The organism is Hydrogenophaga sp. FW305-3-2-15-A-LB1 (assembly GCF_058787875.1).
This window is the reverse complement of the sequence record NZ_JBYTAE010000026.1, coordinates 43,280-62,597: the sequence shown is the minus strand read 5'-3', so window position 1 is coordinate 62,597 and position 19,318 is coordinate 43,280. Positions and strand designations below refer to the sequence as shown.

At 70.2% G+C, this 19,318-nt stretch carries 17 protein-coding genes and 1 tRNA gene; 7 read left to right on the top strand and 11 right to left on the bottom strand.

Annotation, left to right across the window (positions count from 1 at the left end; all coding sequences use genetic code 11):
* The first annotated feature begins 131 nt into the window (after positions 1 to 131).
* Both AC3WPZ_RS10360 and AC3WPZ_RS10355 read left to right on the top strand, forming a co-directional pair.
* Entirely contained in the window at positions 132 to 626 is a 495-nt protein-coding gene (locus tag AC3WPZ_RS10360; RefSeq protein ID WP_382321601.1) for a copper chaperone PCu(A)C, read from the top strand.
* Between the two features lie 7 nt (positions 627 to 633).
* Positions 634 to 2,058 (top strand): PepSY-associated TM helix domain-containing protein, encoded by a 1,425-nt coding sequence (locus AC3WPZ_RS10355; protein ID WP_492439425.1) that lies wholly within the window; start codon positions 634 to 636, stop codon positions 2,056 to 2,058.
* Between the two features lie 12 nt (positions 2,059 to 2,070).
* Here the strand turns inward: AC3WPZ_RS10355 and AC3WPZ_RS10350 are convergent, their stop codons facing one another.
* The 3 genes from AC3WPZ_RS10350 to AC3WPZ_RS10340 form a co-directional block, all read right to left on the bottom strand.
* The gene (locus tag AC3WPZ_RS10350; RefSeq protein WP_492439423.1) at positions 2,071 to 3,729 is read right to left on the bottom strand and encodes an ABC transporter permease; all 1,659 of its coding nucleotides are present in this window, start codon (positions 3,727 to 3,729) and stop codon (positions 2,071 to 2,073) included.
* Entirely contained in the window at positions 3,726 to 4,745 is a 1,020-nt protein-coding gene (locus tag AC3WPZ_RS10345) for an extracellular solute-binding protein (RefSeq protein WP_444687285.1), read from the bottom strand. Before AC3WPZ_RS10345 ends, AC3WPZ_RS10350 begins: the two co-directional genes overlap by 4 nt.
* Positions 4,746 to 4,879: 134 nt before the next feature.
* Positions 4,880 to 5,992, bottom strand: a complete 1,113-nt coding sequence (locus tag AC3WPZ_RS10340) for an ABC transporter ATP-binding protein (protein WP_382154854.1) — start codon at positions 5,990 to 5,992, stop codon at positions 4,880 to 4,882.
* A gap of 77 nt (positions 5,993 to 6,069) precedes the next feature.
* Between AC3WPZ_RS10340 and AC3WPZ_RS10335 the strand changes: the two genes are divergently transcribed.
* Positions 6,070 to 7,677: an ABC transporter permease gene (locus tag AC3WPZ_RS10335; protein WP_492439420.1), complete on the top strand. Its 1,608-nt coding sequence runs from the start codon at positions 6,070 to 6,072 to the stop codon at positions 7,675 to 7,677.
* Positions 7,678 to 7,689: 12 nt separating this feature from the next.
* On the opposite strand, the gene AC3WPZ_RS10330 is transcribed toward AC3WPZ_RS10335, so the two are convergent.
* Both AC3WPZ_RS10330 and AC3WPZ_RS10325 read right to left on the bottom strand, forming a co-directional pair.
* Positions 7,690 to 8,676, bottom strand: a complete 987-nt coding sequence (locus AC3WPZ_RS10330) for a Bug family tripartite tricarboxylate transporter substrate binding protein (RefSeq protein ID WP_492439418.1) — start codon at positions 8,674 to 8,676, stop codon at positions 7,690 to 7,692.
* A gap of 42 nt (positions 8,677 to 8,718) precedes the next feature.
* The gene (locus tag AC3WPZ_RS10325) at positions 8,719 to 10,752 is read right to left on the bottom strand and encodes an acetoacetate--CoA ligase (RefSeq protein ID WP_492439416.1); all 2,034 of its coding nucleotides are present in this window, start codon (positions 10,750 to 10,752) and stop codon (positions 8,719 to 8,721) included.
* A gap of 90 nt (positions 10,753 to 10,842) precedes the next feature.
* On the opposite strand from AC3WPZ_RS10325, the gene AC3WPZ_RS10320 reads away from it, so the two are divergent.
* Positions 10,843 to 11,790: a LysR family transcriptional regulator gene (locus AC3WPZ_RS10320; RefSeq protein ID WP_444687281.1), complete on the top strand. Its 948-nt coding sequence runs from the start codon at positions 10,843 to 10,845 to the stop codon at positions 11,788 to 11,790.
* 54 nt (positions 11,791 to 11,844) lie between these two features.
* Positions 11,845 to 12,315, top strand: coding sequence for a hypothetical protein (locus AC3WPZ_RS10315; RefSeq protein WP_492439414.1), 471 nt, complete (start codon positions 11,845 to 11,847; stop codon positions 12,313 to 12,315).
* Positions 12,316 to 12,385: 70 nt separating this feature from the next.
* On the opposite strand, the gene AC3WPZ_RS10310 is transcribed toward AC3WPZ_RS10315, so the two are convergent.
* Positions 12,386 to 12,817: a VOC family protein gene (locus AC3WPZ_RS10310; RefSeq protein WP_382154867.1), complete on the bottom strand. Its 432-nt coding sequence runs from the start codon at positions 12,815 to 12,817 to the stop codon at positions 12,386 to 12,388.
* Positions 12,818 to 12,924: 107 nt separating this feature from the next.
* Positions 12,925 to 13,455, bottom strand: coding sequence for a DsrE family protein (locus tag AC3WPZ_RS10305; protein WP_444687279.1), 531 nt, complete (start codon positions 13,453 to 13,455; stop codon positions 12,925 to 12,927).
* A 34-nt stretch (positions 13,456 to 13,489) separates the two neighbouring features.
* Here AC3WPZ_RS10305 and AC3WPZ_RS10300 point away from each other — a divergent pair, with 34 nt between their 5' ends.
* Entirely contained in the window at positions 13,490 to 14,743 is a 1,254-nt protein-coding gene (locus tag AC3WPZ_RS10300) for a nucleoside recognition domain-containing protein (protein WP_382321576.1), read from the top strand.
* Here AC3WPZ_RS10300 and aac(3) read toward each other — a convergent pair.
* From aac(3) to AC3WPZ_RS10285, 3 genes are all read right to left on the bottom strand, one after another.
* Positions 14,725 to 15,561, bottom strand: coding sequence for an aminoglycoside 3-N-acetyltransferase (aac(3), locus tag AC3WPZ_RS10295; RefSeq protein ID WP_444687278.1), 837 nt, complete (start codon positions 15,559 to 15,561; stop codon positions 14,725 to 14,727). The genes AC3WPZ_RS10300 and aac(3) overlap by 19 nt on opposite strands.
* Before the next feature lie 12 nt (positions 15,562 to 15,573).
* Positions 15,574 to 15,648 (bottom strand) — tRNA-Arg (locus tag AC3WPZ_RS10290).
* On the bottom strand, positions 15,639 to 16,610 hold the full coding sequence (locus AC3WPZ_RS10285) for a LysR substrate-binding domain-containing protein (protein WP_444687277.1): 972 nt from the start codon (positions 16,608 to 16,610) through the stop codon (positions 15,639 to 15,641). Before AC3WPZ_RS10285 ends, AC3WPZ_RS10290 begins: the two co-directional genes overlap by 10 nt.
* 132 nt (positions 16,611 to 16,742) lie before the next feature.
* On the opposite strand from AC3WPZ_RS10285, the gene AC3WPZ_RS10280 reads away from it, so the two are divergent.
* Positions 16,743 to 17,387: an FMN-dependent NADH-azoreductase gene (locus tag AC3WPZ_RS10280; RefSeq protein WP_444687276.1), complete on the top strand. Its 645-nt coding sequence runs from the start codon at positions 16,743 to 16,745 to the stop codon at positions 17,385 to 17,387.
* A 110-nt stretch (positions 17,388 to 17,497) separates the two neighbouring features.
* Here the strand turns inward: AC3WPZ_RS10280 and AC3WPZ_RS10275 are convergent.
* On the bottom strand, positions 17,498 to 19,318 hold a 1,821-nt coding region (locus AC3WPZ_RS10275), incomplete at its 5' end, for a translocation/assembly module TamB domain-containing protein (RefSeq protein ID WP_492439410.1).

Below are 19,318 nucleotides of genomic sequence, written 5' to 3'. Positions count from 1 at the left end.
CCCACGGCCTGACGCACCCCACCGGCCCGCGCCCAGGCGCGGACCGCCTCTCCGCCCAAGCCCCTGTCGCCGCCCCGCCGCGGCCCGGGCCGGGCGAACCCGATCAATGCTTTTCGATGGACGACTCCACGATGAAATCCCTGCTCATCTCCACCCTGCTGGCCGTGACGGCCAGCGCCTGGGCGCAAGCGCCCGCCACCGCTCCCGTCGAGGTGAAAGACGCCTGGGTGCGCGCCACCGTCGCGCAACAGAAATCCACTGGCGCCTTCATGCAACTCACCGCCAAGGCCGACACCCGCGTGGTGGAAGCCCGCTCGCCCATCGCGGGTGTGGCCCAGATCCACGAAATGGCCATGGACAAGGACGTGATGCGCATGCGCGAGGTCAAGGGCCTGGCGCTGCCCGCCGGCCAGGCCATCGAGCTCAAGCCTGGTGGTTACCACGTGATGCTGCTGGACCTCAAGGGCCAGGTGAAGGCCGGTGACGTGGTGCCCGTGACGCTGGTGCTCGAAGGCAAGGACGGCCAGCGCAGCACGCTGGAAGTCAAGGCCACGGCGCGCGCGCTCGGTGGCACCAGTGCGGCACCGGCCGCCGCGGCCGAAGACCACGGCAAGCACAAGCACTGAGGCGGCCATGAAAGCCGTTGCTGAACGCGCGTCCGCGCTGGCGGACGCGGGGACGAAGCCGTCCTCGCATTCCAGTTTCCATGCCGTGGCCTGGCGCTGGCACTTCTACGCCGGCCTCTACGTCGTGCCCTTTCTGCTCATGCTGGCCCTCACCGGGCTGGTCATGGTGTTCTTCACCGGTTTCCAGACCCGCCTCGGGCCGGTGGTGACGGTGAACCCGATGGACCACGCGCCGCTGCCCGTGAGCGCGCAGGCGAAGGCCGTGCTCGAACTGCGCTCGCAGGCCACGCTGCGCGAGTACATCGCGCCGGCCGCGCCCGACCGCGCGAGCTGGTTCGTCGTCGCGCGCGACGGCACCACCGAAGCGGTGGCGGTGGACCCGTACACCGCGCAGGTGCTGCAGCTGGTGGACAAGGACCAGACCTGGTTCGCCTGGGCCGAGAAGATCCACGGCACGCTGCTGCTGGGCGACGTGGGCGACCGCCTGATCGAGATCGCGGCGGGCCTGGCCATCGTGATGGTCGTCACCGGCTTCTACCTCTGGTGGCCGCGCGGCGGCACGCGCTGGGCCCAGGTGCTGCTGCCCGACCTGCGCCTGAAGGGGCGCCTGTGGTGGCGTTCGCTGCACGCCAGCCTGGGCTTCTGGCTCGGCGCGGTGCTGCTGGTGTTCCTGCTCACGGGGCTGTCCTGGACGGGCGTGTGGGGCGCGAAGTTCGCTCAGCCCTGGGGCAGTTTCCCTGCCGCCAAGTGGGATGCCGTGCCGCTGTCGGACGCCACGCACGCCACGCTCAACGCCGGCGGCACGCACGAGGTGCCCTGGGGCCTGGCGCAGACGCCGCTGCCGGCCTCGGGTTCGCCGGGCGGCGCGGAGGGCGTGCCCGACGGCCAGCCGGTGGACCTGGACAGCGTGGCCGCGCTCGCGAAGCGGCTCGGCTTCACGGGCCAGCACCACATCCAGCTGCCGCAAGGCGACACCGGCGTGTACACCCTGTCGGCCGACACCATGAGCGGCGACCTGGGCCGCCCGACGCAGGACCGCACGGTGCACGTGGACCGCTACACCGGCCGCGTGCTGGCCGAGGCCGCCTATGCCGACTACCCGCTGCTGGCCAAGGCCATGGCGGTGGGCATCGCGCTGCACCAGGGCGACCTGGGGCTGTGGAACGCCCTTCTCAACGTGCTGTTCTGCCTGGCCATCGTGTTCCTGTGCGTGAGCGGCATCGTGATGTGGTGGAAGCGCCGGCCCAAGGGCAGCTGGCGACTGGTGGCACCACCCGCGCCGCGCGACCCGTCGCTGTGGAAGGGCGGGGCGTTGGTGATGTGCGCGCTGGCGCTGGCCTTCCCGCTCAGCGGGGCGGTGCTGCTCGGCGTGCTGCTGCTCGACTGGCTGGTGGTCTCGCGCCTGCCGGCGCTGCGGACCGCGCTGGGCTGATCGATCGATGGATCAACCGCCGCCGACGCGGCGGTCGGTCTGCCGCACGATCAGCACCACCGGCAGCAGGCCCACGGCCACGATGGCCAGTGCCGGCACTGCCGCGTTGGCCCACATCGATTCGGACGTGAGCTGGAAGATGCGCACGGCCAGCGTGTCCCAGCCGAAGCTGCGCGTCATCAGCGTGATCGGCATTTCCTTCATGACATCGACCATGACCATGAGGAAGGCCGTGAGCAGGCCGCCGCGCAGCAGCGGCAGGTAGAGCCGGCGCAGCATCGCCCAGGTGCCCAGGCCCAGCGTGCGCGCGGACTCTTCCTGGCTGCGCGTGATGCGCTGCATGGCGCTGTCGGTCGCGTGGTAGGCCACGGCCAGGAAGCGCGCCGAGAGCGCGAGCAGCATGGTGGCCACGCTGCCCTTGAGCAATTGGAAGCCTTCGAAGCCCAGGGGCTGCAGCCAGGCGATGAGCAGGTTGTCAAGCCAGGCGATGGGGATGAAGACGCCCACGGCGAGCACGGCACCCGGCACCGCGTAGCCGATGATCGCCAGCCGCACCGTCCAGCCGGTGGCGCGGTCGGGGTGGTGGCGCCGCACCCAGGCCAGCGCGAGCGACAGCAGCGTGGCGATGGCCGCGGTGCCCAGCGCGAGCCGCACCGTGTTCAGCGTGAAGTCCCAGTAGCGCGGTTCCAGCTCTTCGCGCCAGGTGCTCAGCGACCACGTCACCAGTTGCGCGATGGGGATGGCGAACGAGGCCGTGAACACCAGCGCGCAGACCGCGAAGGCTCCCCAGCGGTGCCAGCCGTGCAGCGCCACCGGGGGGGTGTGGCGCGAGGCCACCTGGTAGCTGCGGCCCTGTTGCGAGCGCTGCTCGGCCGCCGCGAGCACCAGCACCACCAGCACGAGCAGGGCGGCGAGCTGCGCCGCGGCGTCGAGGTTGTGCAGGTCGAACCAGGCCTTGTACAGGGCGGTGGTGAAGGTGTCGTAGTTGAAGACGGCGACCGCGCCGAAGTCGGCCAGGGTTTCCATCAGGGCGAGCGCGAGCCCGCCCGCGATCCAGGGGCGCGCCATCGGCACCGAGACGCGCCAGAACGCGCGCGGCGCGCTGTGGCCGAGCGTGCGCGCGGCTTCCAGCGCGCGGCGGCCCTGCGTCATGAAGGCGTTGCGCGCGAGCAGGTAGACATAGGGGTAGAAGGCCATGGTCAGCACCATCACCGTGCCCCACAGGCTGCCCCGGATTTCGGGGAACCAGGCGCTGCTGCCGAACCACACGCGCAGCTGGCTCTGCACCGGGCCGGCGAACTCGAACAGGCCCATCTGCACGAAGGCCAGCACATAGGCCGGAAACGCCAGCGGCAGCATGAGCGCCCAGGAGAAGAAACGCTGGCCCGGGAAGGCGCACAGCGCGGTGAGCCAGGCCAGCGGCACGCCGACGCACAACACGCCGACGGACACCAGCAGCATGAGCAGCGCGGTGTTGGCCGTGACCCGGGGCAGCACGTACTGGATCAGGTGGTCCCACACCTCGGGCTGCGGCGAGAGCGCCACGCCGAGCACGGTGAGCACCGGGATCAGCGTGAGCAGGGCCACGGGCAGGGCCAGCGCCCAGCCCGGCCAGCGCCGCGCCACCCGCTGGCGGGGCGCCAGCGGTGTCGCGGCGAGGGTGTCGCTCAACGGTAGCCTGCGCGGTCCAGCAGGCGGATCGCGTCGGCCTGCTTGGAGCCGATGTCGGCCGCGTTCAGCGGGCTGGGCTTGAAGCTGGTGCCCCAGGCCTTGATGATCGCGTCAGGCTCCACCTTGGGGTTCACCGGGCTTTCGAAAGTGCCGTGCGTGTAGCCGTTCTGCGCCGCTTCGGACGACAGCCATTCCAGCAGCTTCTGCGCGCCGGCCGGGTTCTTGGCGTGGCGCGTGACGCCGCCGCCCGAGAGGTTCACGTGGGCGCCGCCTTCGTTGGCGCCCTGGTTGGCCCAGAACAGGTGCACCTTGTCCTTGATGCCGGCGTTGCTGGAGACCAGGCGGCCGTAGTAGTAGGTGTTGGCGATGCCCACCTCGCACTGGCCGGCGCCGATGGCCTGCAGCAGGCTGGCGTCGTTGGTGAACACGTCGGTGGCGAGGTTGCTCACCCAGCCGCGCACGATCTGCTCGGTCCTGGTCTCACCGTGCTTGGCGATCAGCATGGCCACCAGCGATTGCGTGTAGGTCTGCTTGCCGGTGCGCAGGCAGAGCTTGCCCTTCCACTTCGGGTCGGCCAGGTCTTCGTAGGTGGAGAGCTGCGCCGGCTTGACCTTCTCGGGGTTGAAGAAGATGGTGCGTTCGCGGCGCGACAGGCCCCACCACTGGTTGCCCGGGTCGCGGAAGTTGGGCGGCACGTTGTTGTTGAGCGTGGGCGAATCGATCTTGCGCAGCAGGCCGCGCTCGGCCGCGCTCCAGAGGTTGCCCATGTCCACCGTGAGCAGGATGTCGGCCGGCGAACCCGCGCCTTCGGCGGCCAGGCGCTCGGCGATCGAGCCGCCGCGGTCGGTCAGCAGGTTGATCTTCACGCCCGTCTCGGCGGTGTAGCGGTCGAACAGCGGCTTGATCAGCTGCTCGATGCGCGAGGAATAAACCGTCACCGCCGGGGCGGTCTGGGCCTGCGCGAGGGGGGCGGCCAGCCCGGCAAAAGCGAGGGCGGTGAGGACGAGGCGTTTCATCAAAAAGTACTCCAGACAGGTTGCAAATAAGATTTATTCCGATTTGGACCTGTGACGGAGTGTGTCCGCACCGCAAGAGTTCACTGCTTTGATAAGTTTTTTTTAAGTTTCAAGGGCAAAAAAAACCGGGCCGCTCAGGCCGCGGTCTGGCGCGAGCCCGGTGCGGGCGGCGAGCTGGCGCCACCGCCGCGTTCGAACGTGACCACGTGGTCCACCTCCGCGCGGATGCCGATCCACTCGCCCACCGCGTGGTTGTGGTGCGAGGGCACGTGCGTCATCAGCACCTCGCCGCTGGCCAGGCGCAGCGTGTAGAGGAATTCGGAGCCGCGAAACGCCTTGCGCAGGATCTGCGCCTTCACCGGCGCGTCGTCGTCGTGCACGATGTCGTCGGCGCGCAGCAGCACGTCGCACAGGCCGGCCTCGTAGGCCGAGGGCAGGGGGCATTCCTCCACGTCGTGCAGCGGGCCCAGCGGCGTCTGCACCGAGACCTGGTCACCCACCATCTGGATCTGCGCCGGGGCGAACACGCCGTGGCCGATGAACTCGGCCACGAAGCGCGTGGCCGGGCGGTGGTAGAGCGCGTAGGCGTCGTCCCACTGGTGCAGGTGGCCTTCATGCATCACGCCGATCACGTCGCCGATGGCGAACGCCTCCAGCTGGTCGTGCGTGACGAAGAGGGCGGTGGCGCCGGCGGCCTTGAGGATGCCGCGCACCTCATGGGCCAGGCGCTCGCGCAGGTCCACATCGAGGTTGGAGAAGGGTTCGTCGAGCAGCAGCAGGCGCGGGCGCGGCGCCAGTGCGCGGGCCAGGGCCACGCGCTGCTGCTGGCCGCCCGAGAGCTCGTGCGGAAAGCGCGCCTGCATGCCGGCCAGGCCGACCAGGCGCAGCACCTCGTCCACGCGGGCCTCGCGCTCGGCGCGCGGCAGGCGGTCGATGCCGAAGGCGATGTTGCGGCCCACGTCGAGGTGGGGAAACAGGGCGTAGTCCTGGAACACCATGCCGATGCGGCGCTGCTCGGCCGGCATGTGGTGCTGGCTGTCGCTCACGGTCTCGCCGTCGAGCGTGATGCTGCCGCCGCTGGCGCGTTCCAGGCCGGCGACCGCGCGCAGCAGGGTGGTCTTGCCGCAGCCCGAGGGGCCGATGAGCACGCCGATGTCGCCTGCGCGCAGCCCCAGCGAGACACCATCCACCGCGGCTTGGGACTGGCCCGCGTACCGCACGCTGAGTTGAGAGACGTTCAGGAACATAGGCGGTCTATTCTAGATAACTACAATTCTCATTTGTGTTGACGCGGGTCGATGGCCCTTTCACCTGAAACCTGCCCATGCTGCGTTGGTTGGCTCCCGCCCTGTTGATCCTGCTTGCGCTGCTGCTCACGCTGCCGGTGCTGTCGCTGGGGGCGTCCTGGTTCGAGTTCGATGCCGCCGCGCGCGACGTGCTCTCGCAGATGGCGCAGACCGTGCTGCCGGAGTACGCGCTCACCACGCTGGTGTTGTGCGTGAGCGTGGCGATCGGCGTGGCGGTGGTGGGCATGGCCACGGCCAGCGCGGTCACGCTGTTCGACTTCCCCGGCCGCCGTTTCTTCGAATGGGCCCTGCTGCTGCCGCTGGCCATGCCGGCCTATGTGGTGGCCTATGCCTACACCGACTTCCTGCAGTTCAGCGGCCCCCTGCAGGTGGGGTTGCGCGAGACCTTCGGCCTGTCCGGGCGCCTGCTGCCCGAGGTGCGCAGCACGCCGGGCGCGGTCTGGGTGTTCACCTTCTCGCTCTACCCCTACGTCTACCTGCTGGCGCGCACCGCGCTGGCCGAGCGCGCGGCCCAGCTCATGGAAGCCGCGCGCCTGCTGGGCGCGCCGCTGGCGCGGCGCATCCGCGAAGTGGCGCTGCCGCTGGCACGCCCGGCCGTGGCCGCGGGCGTGGCGCTCGCGCTCATGGAAACGCTGGCGGATTTCGGCGTGGCCAGCTACTTCGGCATCCAGACCTTCACGGCCGGTGTCTACAAGGCCTGGCTCGCGATGGACAACCGCATGGCCGCCGCCCAGCTCGCCACGATGCTGCTGGCGCTGGTGGCCCTGCTCCTGTGGCTCGAACACCGCGCCCAGCGCCGGCTGCGGTTCGCCACGCTGCGCGGCCAGCGCGCCGGCAGCGCCGAAGCCCAGCCCACGCGCCTGCAAGGCGGGCGCGCCGTGTGCGCCGTGCTGGCCTGTGTGCTGCCCATCGCCTTCGGCTTCGTGCTGCCGGTGCTGTTCATGCTGCGCCCGCTCATCGGGGGCTGGGACGACCTGCCGTGGACCTCCTTCCTGCAGTGGTCGCGCAGCAGCGTGTGGCTGGCCAGCCTGGCGGCCGCGCTGACCACCGCGATCGCGCTGGCGCTGGCGTTCGCGTTGCGCGCACGGCCGGGCCGGCTCACGCGCGGCGTGGTGCAGCTCGTGAGCCTGGGTTATGCCGTGCCCGGCGCGGTGATCGTGGTCGGCCTGTTGCTGCCGGTGGGCTGGGTGCAGTCTCTGTGGCCCGAGGCCAGCGTGGGCTATTGGGTCACCGCCACCGCGCTCGGCATCGTGTGGGCCTATCTCGTGCGCTTCACCGCCGTGGCCCTGCAATCGCTGCAGAGTGGTTACGCGCGCATCCCGGCCAGCCTCGACGACTCGGCCCGCATGCTCGGCACCACCGGCCTGGGCCTGGCGGCGCGCGTGCACTGGCCGCTGCTCAAGCGCTCCACCGCCGCGGCCGCGCTGCTGGTGTTCGTGGACGTGATGAAGGAGCTGCCCGCCACCCTGGTGCTGCGGCCCTTCAACAGCGACACCCTGGCGGTGGTGACCTACCAGCTCGCGCGCGACGAACGCCTGGGCGAGGCGGCGCTGCCGGCGCTCACGCTGGTGCTGGTGGGGCTGGTGCCGGTGATCCTGCTCAGCCGCACCTTGCGGGCGAGGTGAAAGCGGCGCGCCTCAGTCGAGGCGCACACCCGAGGCCTTGACGATCTGGCCCCACTTCACGCGGTCCTGCTGCGCCAGCGTGGCCAGTGCGGCGGGCGTGCTGCCCATCGGGCGGATCGAGAGGCGCTCGAAACGGGCCTTCACTTCGTCGGTCTTGAGCGCGGCGAGTGTTTCCTTGTTGAGCTTGTCGATCACCGCGGCCGGCGTGCCGGCCGGTGCGACCAGACCGAACCAGCTCACGATCTGCAGGCCGGGCAGGCCCGCTTCGGTGGTGGTCGGCACGTCGGGCAGGCTGTCCAGGCGCTCCGGGCCGGCGATGGCGAGCGCGCGCATCTTGCCCGCGCGGATGTGCGGCAGCACGGCGGGCGGGGATTCGATGCCGCCAGTGACCTGGTTGGACAGGATGGCCGTGGCCGACTCGGCGCCGCCTTTGTAGGGCACGTGGACCAGGGTCACACCGGCTTCGCGCTTGAGCAGTTCGGTGGCCAGGTGCGGCGTGGTGCCGTTGCCCGGCGAACTCAGCAGCAGGCTGTCGGGTCTGGCCTTGGCCTGCGCCACGAGTTCGGCCACGTTCTTCACCGGCACCGAGGCGTTGACGGTGACGATCAGCGGCATGTCGCCCACCAGCGAGACCGGGGCGAAGTCCTTGCCGGGCTCGAACCCGAGGCGGGGATACAGCGCCTCGTTGATGCTCAGGATGCTGCCCGTGGCCATGAGCAGCGTGTAGCCGTCGGCGGGGGCCTTGGCCACGTGCTGGCTGCCGATGTTGCCGCCCGCGCCGGCGCGGTTGTCGATCACCACCGGCACGTTCAGCGACTTGCCCAGGGCATCGCCGAGCGTGCGCGCCATCACGTCCACCGGGCCGCCGGGCACGAAAGGCACGACGATGGTGAGCGGCTTGCTCGGGTAGGCCGGCTGGGCGAGCGCGGGCGCGGCGCCGAGGCTCAAAGTGGCGCCCAGGGCGAGGGCCAGGCGGGTGAGTTGGCGGCGTTGCATCATGCTGGTTGTCTCCTGTGTGGGTAGTGGAAAAAGCGAAGGCACTCAGGCGGGCGCGGTGCCCGGCGTGTTGAGTTCGAGGGCGAGCCGCACGAAGAAGTCCAGGCTGCGTGGGTTGACCATGGCGTCGGGGCTGGCCACCTTCTCCAGCGGGGTGCCCAGCAGCAGCTTGCGCACCGGCACTTCCATCTTCTTGCCGGTGAGGGTGCGCGGAATCTCGTCCACCAGGTAGATCTCGTTCGGCACATGGCGCGCCGAGGCCTTGGTGCGGATCTGCCCGGCGATGGCGGCCTTGAGCGCGTCGTCCAGCACAACGCCCAGCTGCAACACCACGAACAGCGGCAAAAAGGACGGTCGGCCCAGGTACTCGAGGTCGACCACCAGGCTGTCGCGCACCTGCGGCATCTCCTCGACGACGCGGTAGATCTCGGCCGTGCCCATGCGGATGCCGAAGCGGTTGATGGTGCTGTCGGAGCGGCCGTAGATGACGGCGGTGCCGCGCGGCGTGAAGCGGATCCAGTCGCCATGGCGCCAGACGCCGGGGAAAGTGTCGAAGTAGCTCTCGCGGTAGCGCTGGCCGTCGGCGTCGTTCCAGAAGAACAGCGGCATCGAGGGCATGGGTTGCGTGATCACCAGTTCGCCGACCTCGTCCTGCACCGGCTGGCCCGCCTCGTTGAAGGACTGGGCCGCCACGCCGAGCTCGGCGCACTGGATCTCGCCCGCCACCACGGGCAGGCCCGGCGCGCAGGCCACGAAGCCCGAGGCGATGTCGGTGCCGCCGCTGACCGAGGCCAGCCAGAGGTCGCTTTTCACCGCGCCGTAGACCCAGTGGTAGGCGTCGATGGACAGCGGCGAGCCGGTCGAGTTGATCGCGCGCAGCGCCGGCAGGGCGGCGAAGTCGCGTGGGCGCAGGCCGCGCTTCATGCAGTTCATGAGGAAGGCCGCGCCACAGCCGAACAGCGTGACGCCGTGCCGGTCCATGAAGCGCCAGAGCGCCTCGTCGTCGGGCCAGGCGGGGTTACCGTCGTAGAGCACGGTGGTGGCGCCGGTGAGCAGGCCGCCGATCTGCAGGTTCCAGACGATCCAGCCGGTGCCGCCGAGGAACAGCATGCGGTCGCCTTCGCGCAGGTCGTGCTGCAGCGCGAGCGTCTTGAGGTGGGTGAGCACCACGCCGCCGTGGCCGTGCACCATGGCCTTGGGCAGGCCGGTGGTGCCGGAGGAATAGACGATCCACAGCGGGTGGTCGAAGGGCAGGCGCTCGAAGCGCAGCTCGGCGTGTGCGTGCTGTTGCATCGCGCCGTCCCATGCCAGGCGGTCGCGCCACGCCACGGCGCGTTCATTCGCCAGCGGGCCGGGCAGGTGCACCACGGTGCGCACGCTGGGCAGGCGCTCGAGCAACTGGTCCACGGTGTCGTGGCGGTCATGCACCTTGCCGTTGTAGCGGTAGCTGTCGGTGGCCAGCAGCACCTTGGGCTCGATCTGGCTCAGGCGGTCGAACACCACCGAGGGGCCCATGTCGGGCGCGCAACTCGACCAGATGGCACCCAGGCTGGCGCAGGCCAGGAAGGCCGCCACGGTCTCGGCCTGGTTCGGCAGGTAGGACGCCACGCGGTCGCCCGGCTGCACGCCGCGATCCCGCAGGGTGGCCGCGAAGGCCGCGGTCATCTGGCGCAGCGCCGCCCAGGACACCTCGCGCGCTTCCTCGCCTTCGGTGCGCACCACCAGCGCGGGGCGCTCTGCGCTGGCCTGTCGGAAGACGTGCTCCGTGTAGTTCAGCCGCGTGTTCGGAAACCAGCGCGCGCCGGGCATCTCGCGGCTCGCGAGCACGGGTTCGGGTGAACCGTCGGCCAGCACCTCGAAGTGGTCCCAGATGCTGCGCCAGAAGGTGTCCAGGTGCTGCACCGACCATTGCCACAACGCCGCATAGCCGTCGAAGCGCAGGCCGTGCTGCTCGGCGAGCCAGCGCTCGTAGCGCGCCAGGCGGCTGGCGCCGATGTCGTCCGCGCTCGGGGTCCACAGCGTGTCGGGGATGGCGGCGGCGTCGTCCGCGGTGGGGGCCGTCTTGGAATGCGTGCTCACGTCTTGTCTCCTGTTCGAAGCCGCCACGGTACGCAAAGAGAGCTTCGCTCGCTAGACGCATGGACGATGTAAGTGCTATACACATCACGTATGAAGACGACCTACGACCGACTCGAACTGCTCGACACCTTCCAGCACATCAGCGAGGCGCGCTCGCTGAGCAAGGCGGCGCGGCAACTGGGCACCACGCAGCCCACGGTGAGCCGGCGCCTGGTGGAACTCGAATCCCTGCTGGGCTGCAAGCTGGTGAACCGCACCACCTCCACCTTCTCGCTGACCGACGAGGGCCAGACGCTGCTGCTGGAGGCGCGCGACCTGGGCGAGCGATGGGCCGGACTGTCCGACCGGCTGCAGGGCCGCCAGAGCCGGCCCGAGGGCACCCTGCGCGTGATCGGCCCGGCGGGCTACGGCGCCAGTTTCCTGACCGACGCGCTCACCGGCCTGATGGCGGCGCACCCCCGGCTGCGCGTGGAACTGGCGCTGGCCGAGCGCTACACCGACCTCTCGGCCACGGGGGCGGAGTGCTGCGTTTTCGTGGGCGAGGTGCCCGACCAGGACATCGTCTGCCGCACGCTGGGCACGATGGAGCGCGTGCTGGTGGCCACGCCTGCGCTGGTGGAGCGCATCGGCCCGGTGACGCTGGCGCGCCTGCCTCGGCTGCCCTTCATCGGGCTGGCCGCGCACGTGGTGGGCACGGTGCAGCTCGTGCGCCGCAGCGATGGCGCCGCGCGCATGGTCACGCTGAACACGCCCTTTCGCACGCCGAGCCTGCCCGCGAGTTACCGGGCCATCCTCAACGGCGCAGGCATCGGATCGGCCGCGCCCTGGATGTGCCGTGAAGACATCGCCGCCGGCCGGCTGGTGCGTGTGCTGCCGCAGTGGGCGCTCGCGCCCGTAGGCATCCACGTGGCCTTGCTGCCGGGCCGCCACCGCCCCGCGCGCGTGACGGCTTTCATCGACGCGATCCGCGCACAGCTGCTGCTGCAGGAAGGCTTCGTGGCCGCGCCGGTGGCGCCACCGGCGGCCGGCAGGCGGTAACAGCTGTTGCGATTGCTTGTGCGCCAGGCCTGCACAGGGCCGTATGCTGTCGCCATGCCGAACACCACCGACCTCACCCTGTCCTCACCGCCTTCCTTGTTGCCTGGGCGCCGCCGGCTGCTGGCCGCCGCCGGCGCGGCCGGCCTGCTCGCGGCGGGCTGCTCGGTCCTGCCCTCGGGCTCCAGCCGTCCGCCGCTGGCCGACGCCAGCTACCGGCTCGCGGTGGCGAACCACATCTACCGCCGCTACCCGGACCGCATCTACCGGGGCAAGCTGCCGCCGATGCTGTACGCCATCGGGGTGATGGAGCTCGAAATCGACCGCAGCGGCGGCGTGGACGCGGTGCGCTGGTTGCGCGGACCGAGCCACGCGCCGGAGGTGATGGCGGAGATCGACCGCCTCGTGCGGCAGGCCGCGCCGTTCCCCAACCCACCGGGCTGGGGCCGCGTGCGCAGCGTCGACACCTGGCTGTGGGACCGCAGTGGCCGCTTCCAGCTCGACACCCTGAGCGAAGGCCAGCTCTGACCGGCTCTGGCCGGTTCAGCGAACCGGCCACCCCACTTGATGGTGGCCTGCAGCCCGGGCGCCGCCTCGGTCACGGCTTGGCCATTTCCCTCGGCCCGCCGTTGATGCCCCAGGGCGTGCCGAAACGATCGGTCACCATGCCGAAGGTGTCGGCCCAGAAGGTTTCGGACAGCGGCATGGTCACCTTGCCGCCGTCCGCCAGGGCCTTGAAGACGCGCTCGGCCTCGGCCACGGTGGGGAAGGTGATGGCCATCATGCAGCCCTGGATGCCCGCGAAGGGCACGCCGGGCGGCGCGTCGCCGGCCATGAGGGCGAAGTCCGGGTGCACCAGGTAAGCGTGCATGATGAGCTTGGCGTTCTCGGGCGGCACCGGTTCGCCGCCGGGCATCTCGCCATAGGTGATGAGGGCCTCGAGCTTGGCGTTGAACAGCTTGGCATAGAACTGCATCGCCTCGGCGCAGTTGCCGTTGTAGGACAGGTAGGCACTGAGTTGCGTCGACATGGGGATCTCCTGAAGGGTGGATGAAGGGGGCTTGCCACCTGACGACGTGCCAGGCGCGGCCGTTTCGACATCGGCCGGCGCCGCGCGACGAACGGCGGGTGGGCCGTTCAGCGAATCTCCTCCACCGACAGCTTTTTGTCCACCACCGTGGGCGTGACCAGCGCGTAGCCCTGGTTCTGCCAGTGCACCAGCTCGGTGATGGCCGAGGGCGTCACCTCCACGAAGGGCTGCATGTCGGCCGCGGTGTAGCCGAAGTCCTGCAGCGCCAGCCCGCAGACCTTGAACTTCACGCCCAGTTCGGTGTAGTAGCGCATGCGCTGCACCACCTCTTCGTACTTCGCCTCGTTCTTCTTCGCCAGCGCCACGAGTTCGGTGCCGTGCAGCAGCACGATCACGCTCATGTCCTCGTTGAAGAAGCTGTAGGGCGCTTCGGTGAGCGGGTTCACGAACGAGCGCAGCCAGTACAGCGCGGCGCCCAGCTTGGCCGGGTGGTCGAGGTAGATGTCGAACAGGGCCTTGGGGTTCTTGTAGGGCGTCTGCACGAACCTGGCCTGGGCCTGCACCGAGGGGGCCGACAGGGCCAGTGCCAGACCGAGGGCGCAGAGGAACGAACGGCGGGGGTGGTTGATCGATTGCATGGACAGGTCTCCGTGGGCGCTACCATCGCTCTCCATGGCGCTGAACTGGGTCTGGGTCGGTTTCTTCATCGTGGCTTTCGCCACCGCCGTCGCGCGTTGGCTGCTGGGTGAGCAGGGCATCTTACAAGCGCTGTTGACGGCCATGTTCGATGGCGCGCGCTCGGGTTTCGAGATCTCGCTCGGCCTGGCCGGTGTGATGGCGCTGTGGCTGGGGCTCATGCGCGTGGGCGAGCGCGCCGGCATGATCGAGCTGCTCGCCCGCCTCGCCGGGCCGCTGCTGCGCCGCCTCTTCCCCGCCGTGCCGCAAGGCCACCCGGCGCAGGGCGCGATGACCATGAACATCTCGGCCAACCTGCTGGGTCTGGACAACGCGGCCACACCGCTGGGCCTGAAAGCCATGCGCGAGCTGCAGACGCTCAACACCGAAGCACCCGGCACGGCGAGCAACGCGCAGATCATGTTCGTGGTGATGAACACGGCGGGCCTCACGCTGATCCCCACTTCGGTGATCGCCATCCGCCAGAGCGTCGCGCTCAAGCAGGGCCTGGGCGCGGGGTTCAACGCGGCGGACATTTTTCTGCCCACGCTGCTGGTCACCTTCACCTCGCTGCTCGCTGGGGTGCTGGCGGTGGCTGTGTGCCAGCGCCTGCCGCTGTGGCGCGCGCGGTTCCTGCTGCCGGTGCTGGCGGTGGCCGGCCTGCTCGCGGCGGCCGTGACCGCGCTGGCCCGCCTGCCGGCCGAACAGGCCGCGCGCGTGGCCGGCACCACCGGCGCGGCGGTGATCCTGAGCGTGGTGATGCTGTTCGTGCTGGCCGGGGCCTGGAAGCGCCTGAACGTGTACGACGCCTTCATCGACGGTGCCAAGGAAGGCTTTGGCGTGGCGATCCAGATCGTGCCCTACCTCATCGCGATCCTGATCGCCATCGGCGTGTTCCGCGCCGCCGGTTGCATGGACTTCCTGCTCTCGGGCATCGGCGCGATGGTGGCCGCGATGGGCTGGAACACCGACTTCCTGCCCGCGCTGCCGGTGGGCCTGATGAAGGTGCTGTCGGGCGCGGGCGCGCGCGGGCTGATGATCGACGTGATGCAGACGCACGGCGTGGACTCGTTCGCGGGCCGGCTCGCGGCCATCGTGCAGGGCTCGACCGAAACCACCTTCTACGTGCTCGCGGTGTACTTCGGCAGCGTGGGCATCCAGCACGCGCGGCACGCGCTGGCCTGTGCGCTGTTCGCCGATGCGGTGGGGCTGGCCGCCGCGATCGGCGTGGGTTACCTCATGCTGCGCTGAGCCTGCTCGCCAAAGCGCTGTTCGAGCCAGGCCTTGCCGAAGCGCACGAGGTCCCGTGCATCGAACAGATGGCAGTCGGCCTGGCCCACACGGCCCGTGCGGTGGCGGCCTTCGGCCACGTAGGCCCGCGCGATGGTCTCCACCGTGTCCAGGGCGCCGTCTTGCGCGAAGCCGTCCAGGATGCCATTGGTGTCGAACTCCTCGGCCGCGCGCCAGACCTTGCGGCCTTGGTCGTCGAGCACCGGTTGTTCGTAGCGCACGCGGCGCTTGTTCGGGATGTCGGCCAGGGTCTCGGCGTGGTGCAGCACCGTCACCGCGTCCAGGGGCGCACCGAGCAGCAGCACCTGGCCGCCCAGTTGCACGAAGCGGTCCAGCGGTGAACCGGGTCCGTAGCCCTCCTGGAGCGAATGGGGCGCGACCAGCTCGTCCGCCTTCGCGCCCAGGGCGGCCATGTTGGCGTCGGGGTGCGCGCTGCGCCGCACGCCGGGTGTGTGGCAGATGAAGGCATTGAGCAGGCCGAAACTGCGTTCGGTGCCGGCGCTGGCCGGGTCGAATGCCGGCCAGGCCTCGCGCGCGGCGGCGCCCAGCGTGGCGCCGTTCAGGGTCTCTTCGTAGGGGGAGCGGTCCCAGGACACATAGGCCATGAGCGTGCCGCCCGGGCCGATGCTCTCCTGCAGCGCCCGCACGACCTGCGGGGCGCCGCCGGCCACCGGCCCGATGGCCTTGAGCGAGGCGTGCACCATGACCACGTCGCCCGCGGCCAGGCCCAGGCGGCGCAGCTGATGGACGAGTTCGCCGCCGGGCAGCGGTTCGGACATGGTGGCTCGAGGTGGTACCACCAACAGGAATCGAACCTGTATCTAGCGCTTAGGAGGCGCTCGTTCTATCCATTGAACTATGGCGGCGAAAAAGAGCCCGCATTGTACGGGGCGGGCTGCAGCCGGGACGCCCCCTCGCGGCGCTGCAGCTTGCCGCACACGGGCACGTATTCGGCCAGGAAATCGAGAAAGCTGCGCACCGCGGGCGAGAGGCCCCGGCGCGAGGGAAACACCGCATGCACCACACCCACCGGCGTGGACCAGTCGGGCAGCAGGCGCACCAGCTGGCCGCTGCGCAGTTCGTCCTCGCACATGTAGTCGGGCAGCCAGCACATGCCGCTGCCGCCGAGCACGGCGAGCTTGAGGGTGAGCAGGTCGTCGGCGATGTAGCGGGGGGTGAACTGCAGCACGGCCTCGCGCCCTTCGGGGCTGGTCAGGCGGATGCTGGTCTTGCCCTCGGTGGCGGACATGGCCACGCTGTCGAGCCGGCCGGCTTCCTCCAGCGTGGTGGGCGTGCCCTGGCGCGCCAGCAGCGCCGGGCTGGCCACCAGCACCGAGCGCGCGTCGTCCAGCCGCTTGACGATCAGGCTGCCGCTTTCCTCCAGCGTGAGTCGCACGCGCAGCGCCACGTCCACGCCGTCCTTCACGAGATCGACCACGCGGTTGTTGACCTCCATCTCCACGCGCACCTGCGGGTGCCGCGCGAGGTAGATCGGCATCACGCCGCCCAGCACGGTCTGCGCCAGCGTGACGGGGCAGACCACGCGGATGGTGCCGCGCGGCTCGGTTTGCGCGTGGGCCACGGCGTCGGCGGCGGCCTGGGCGGATTCGCGCAGGGCCTGGCAGTGGCGCAGGTAGGTCTCGCCCACGTCGGTCAGCGAGAGCTTGCGCGTGGTGCGCTGCAACAGCCGCACGCCCAACTGCGCCTCCAGCCCGGCGATGCGGCGCGACAGGCGCGACTTGGGCAGGCCCAGCGCGCGGCCGGCGGCCGCGAAACCGCCGTGTTCCACCACCTCGGCGAACAGGATCATGTCGTTCAGGTCTTGCATGGCGTTTCCCGTTGATTGTCCTGATTATGGAACGATATGTCGTAAGAATGCCGTCTTATCAAGTATTGGCATCGAAATCACAATCTATCCATGGTCACCTGGCGTGGCTGTCAACTTTTTCAGGAGATTTCCATGCAACTGCTTCACATCGATTCCGCGATCACCGGCGACCAGTCGGTTTCCCGTCAACTGACCGCCCAGACCGTGGCGACCTGGGTGGCGGTCCATCCCGGCACGCAAGTGCAGCACCTGGATCTGGCGGTCAACGCGCCGGCCCACCTGAGCGCCGACGCGCTGGGCTTTCGCACCGGCCAGGCCGCCGCCACCGAGGCGCAACGCCAGGAAAACGCCGTCTCCGAAGCGCTGGTGAGCCAGTTTCTGGCGGCCGACGCGGTGGTGATCGGTGCCCCTCTGTACAACTTCACCATCCCGACCCAGCTCAAGGCCTGGATCGACCGCGTGGCCCAGGGTGGCCGCACCTTCAAGTACACCGAGCAGGGCCCGGTGGGCCTGGCCGGTGGCAAGACGGTGATCGTGGTGCTCAGCCGTGGCGGCGTGTACTCCACCAGCGAAGGGGGCCGCGCCATGGAGCACCAGGAAACCTACCTGCAGACGGTGCTGGGCTTCTTCGGCATCACCGATGTGCGCTTCGTGCGCGCCGAAGGTGTGGCGATGGGCCCGGATGCCAAGGCCCAGGGTCTGGCGACGGCCGAGAGCGAGATCCGCGCGCACGTGGCGGAGGCCGCCAACCAGCCGGCGGTGGCCAAGGTCGCCTGAGGCCTTTCCGGCGCGAAATGATGAAGTCCGGAACACCGCGGAGCTGGCTTTGCCAGGCCGCAGGTGTTGCCCCCTGAAAGGGGGGACGCGCCCACGGCGCGGCGCGGGGGTCAGTCAAATGTCGTTGTGAAGATCAGGTCGATGGCGTTCTCTTCACCCGCCCGCGCGCGCACCGTGACGCGCCGCGAGAGGTCGTAGAACATCGAGACCGTGCCCATGGCCCCGGCCAGGCTGGCTTCGTAGGTCAGGTAGAGCTTGTTGGACAGGCGCTTGCCCAGCGTGAGCGCGGCCGACGAGGTGGTGCCATCGGCGTTGGTGGAGCTGCCGGCAAAGGACAGCTCGTCCAGACCGAAGGCGCTGGCCAGGCCGCCGTCCAGGTTGCCACCGTTGCGCGAGAGCAGGGCCAGCGCGGCCTGTTGCAGCACGGCGGCTTCGGCCCCGGCGCCGCTGGCCGGGCGCCCCAGCACCAGCCAGGCGAGCTTCTCGCTGTCGGGCAGTTCGGGGTCGGAGAACAGGCGCACGCGCGGCAACTGCGCCGAGCCGCTGATGAGCACACCCACGCGCTGCGTGGTGTTGGGGCGCACGGCGGAGATGTCCAGCGTGGGGTTGTCGTAAGGCCCGTTGAAGCGCAACACGCCGGTTTCGATGTCGAGCCGCTGGCCGTAGGCCCGGTAGGTACCGCGCTCCGTGCGCACCTCGCCCAGCACGCGCGGCGCGGGCGAAGTGGGGGTGCTGCGCACATTGAGCTGGCCGGTCAGGCGCGTCTGCAGGCCCTGGCCGCGCACCTCGAAGTTGTTGCCCAGGTTCAGGTCCACCAGCACATCCGGTTGCACACGGAAGGCGTTCGGGTCTTCCAGCGGCCGCTCGGTGCCACGCACCACCACGTCCGCGCCGAGGCTGGGGGTGGACTCGTCGGGCAGCACGAAACGGGCCTCATCGGCCGTGAGCTGGCCGCGCAGCTGCAGCGCCGTGCCCGCCAGCTCGGCCTGCAACTGGCCCGAGAGCGTGAGCATGCGGTCGGCGCGGGTGGACACGCGCAGTTTCGTGGCGGTGGCCTGCAGGCTGATGTAGGGCTGGCGGCGCGGCTGGCCGTTCACCGTGACGGTGCGCCACTCGGTGCTGCCGGTGGCCAGCAGCGTGCCGCCGTTCTGCACGCCACCCAGGCCCTGCAGGTAAAAACGGTCGATGGTGATGCGTTCGCCCGCGAGCGTGGCGCGCAGCTGCCCGCGCGAGAAGGCGATGCCATTGACCAGCGAGCGCAGGGCCAGGTCGTCGGCGTTGAGCGAGCCGTTGAGCAGGGGTTTGTCGCGCGTGCCGCCCAGCGTGAGATCGGCGCCCAGGGAACCGCGCACGCGCCAGCCGGGCGGCGCCAGCGCGGACCACACGCCCACCTGAGGCAGGCTGGCCTTGAGGGTGCCGCGCAAGGGCGCCTGCTCGGCCCAGTGCCAGGCGGGCTCGGCGGCGTTGGGCGGGCTCAGCGTGGTGCTCACGTCGGCGCTGGCCTGGCCCAGGCGCTCGCTGTCCCAGCGCAGGCGCGCCAGCACATTGCTGCCCTGGGTTTCCACGTCCAGCTGGGCTTCGCGGATGCCGGTCTGCAGGCGCTGGGTGGATGCGGTGTTCTCGTCGAAGGCGCCGTCGGTCTGCACCGAGAGGTCGCCGCTGCGCCGGCGCAACTGCGCCGCCAGGCGGGGCGGCGCGCTGGGGTCGGCCGGCAGGGTGAGGTCCCATGAGCCGTCGAACACCACGTCGCCGCCCAGGCCGGATTCGCTCAGCGGGCCATGGCGCGCGCCCTCGGGCGTGGCGAGGGCATCCACCCAGGACAGCGGCAGGTGGCTGAGCTGGCCGCGCGTGTCGAGCGCGCCGGCCCGCCAGGTGATGCGTTCCCAGGCCAGCGTCATGGGGGTGGTGACGGTGGGCGTGGCGGCGGGCCC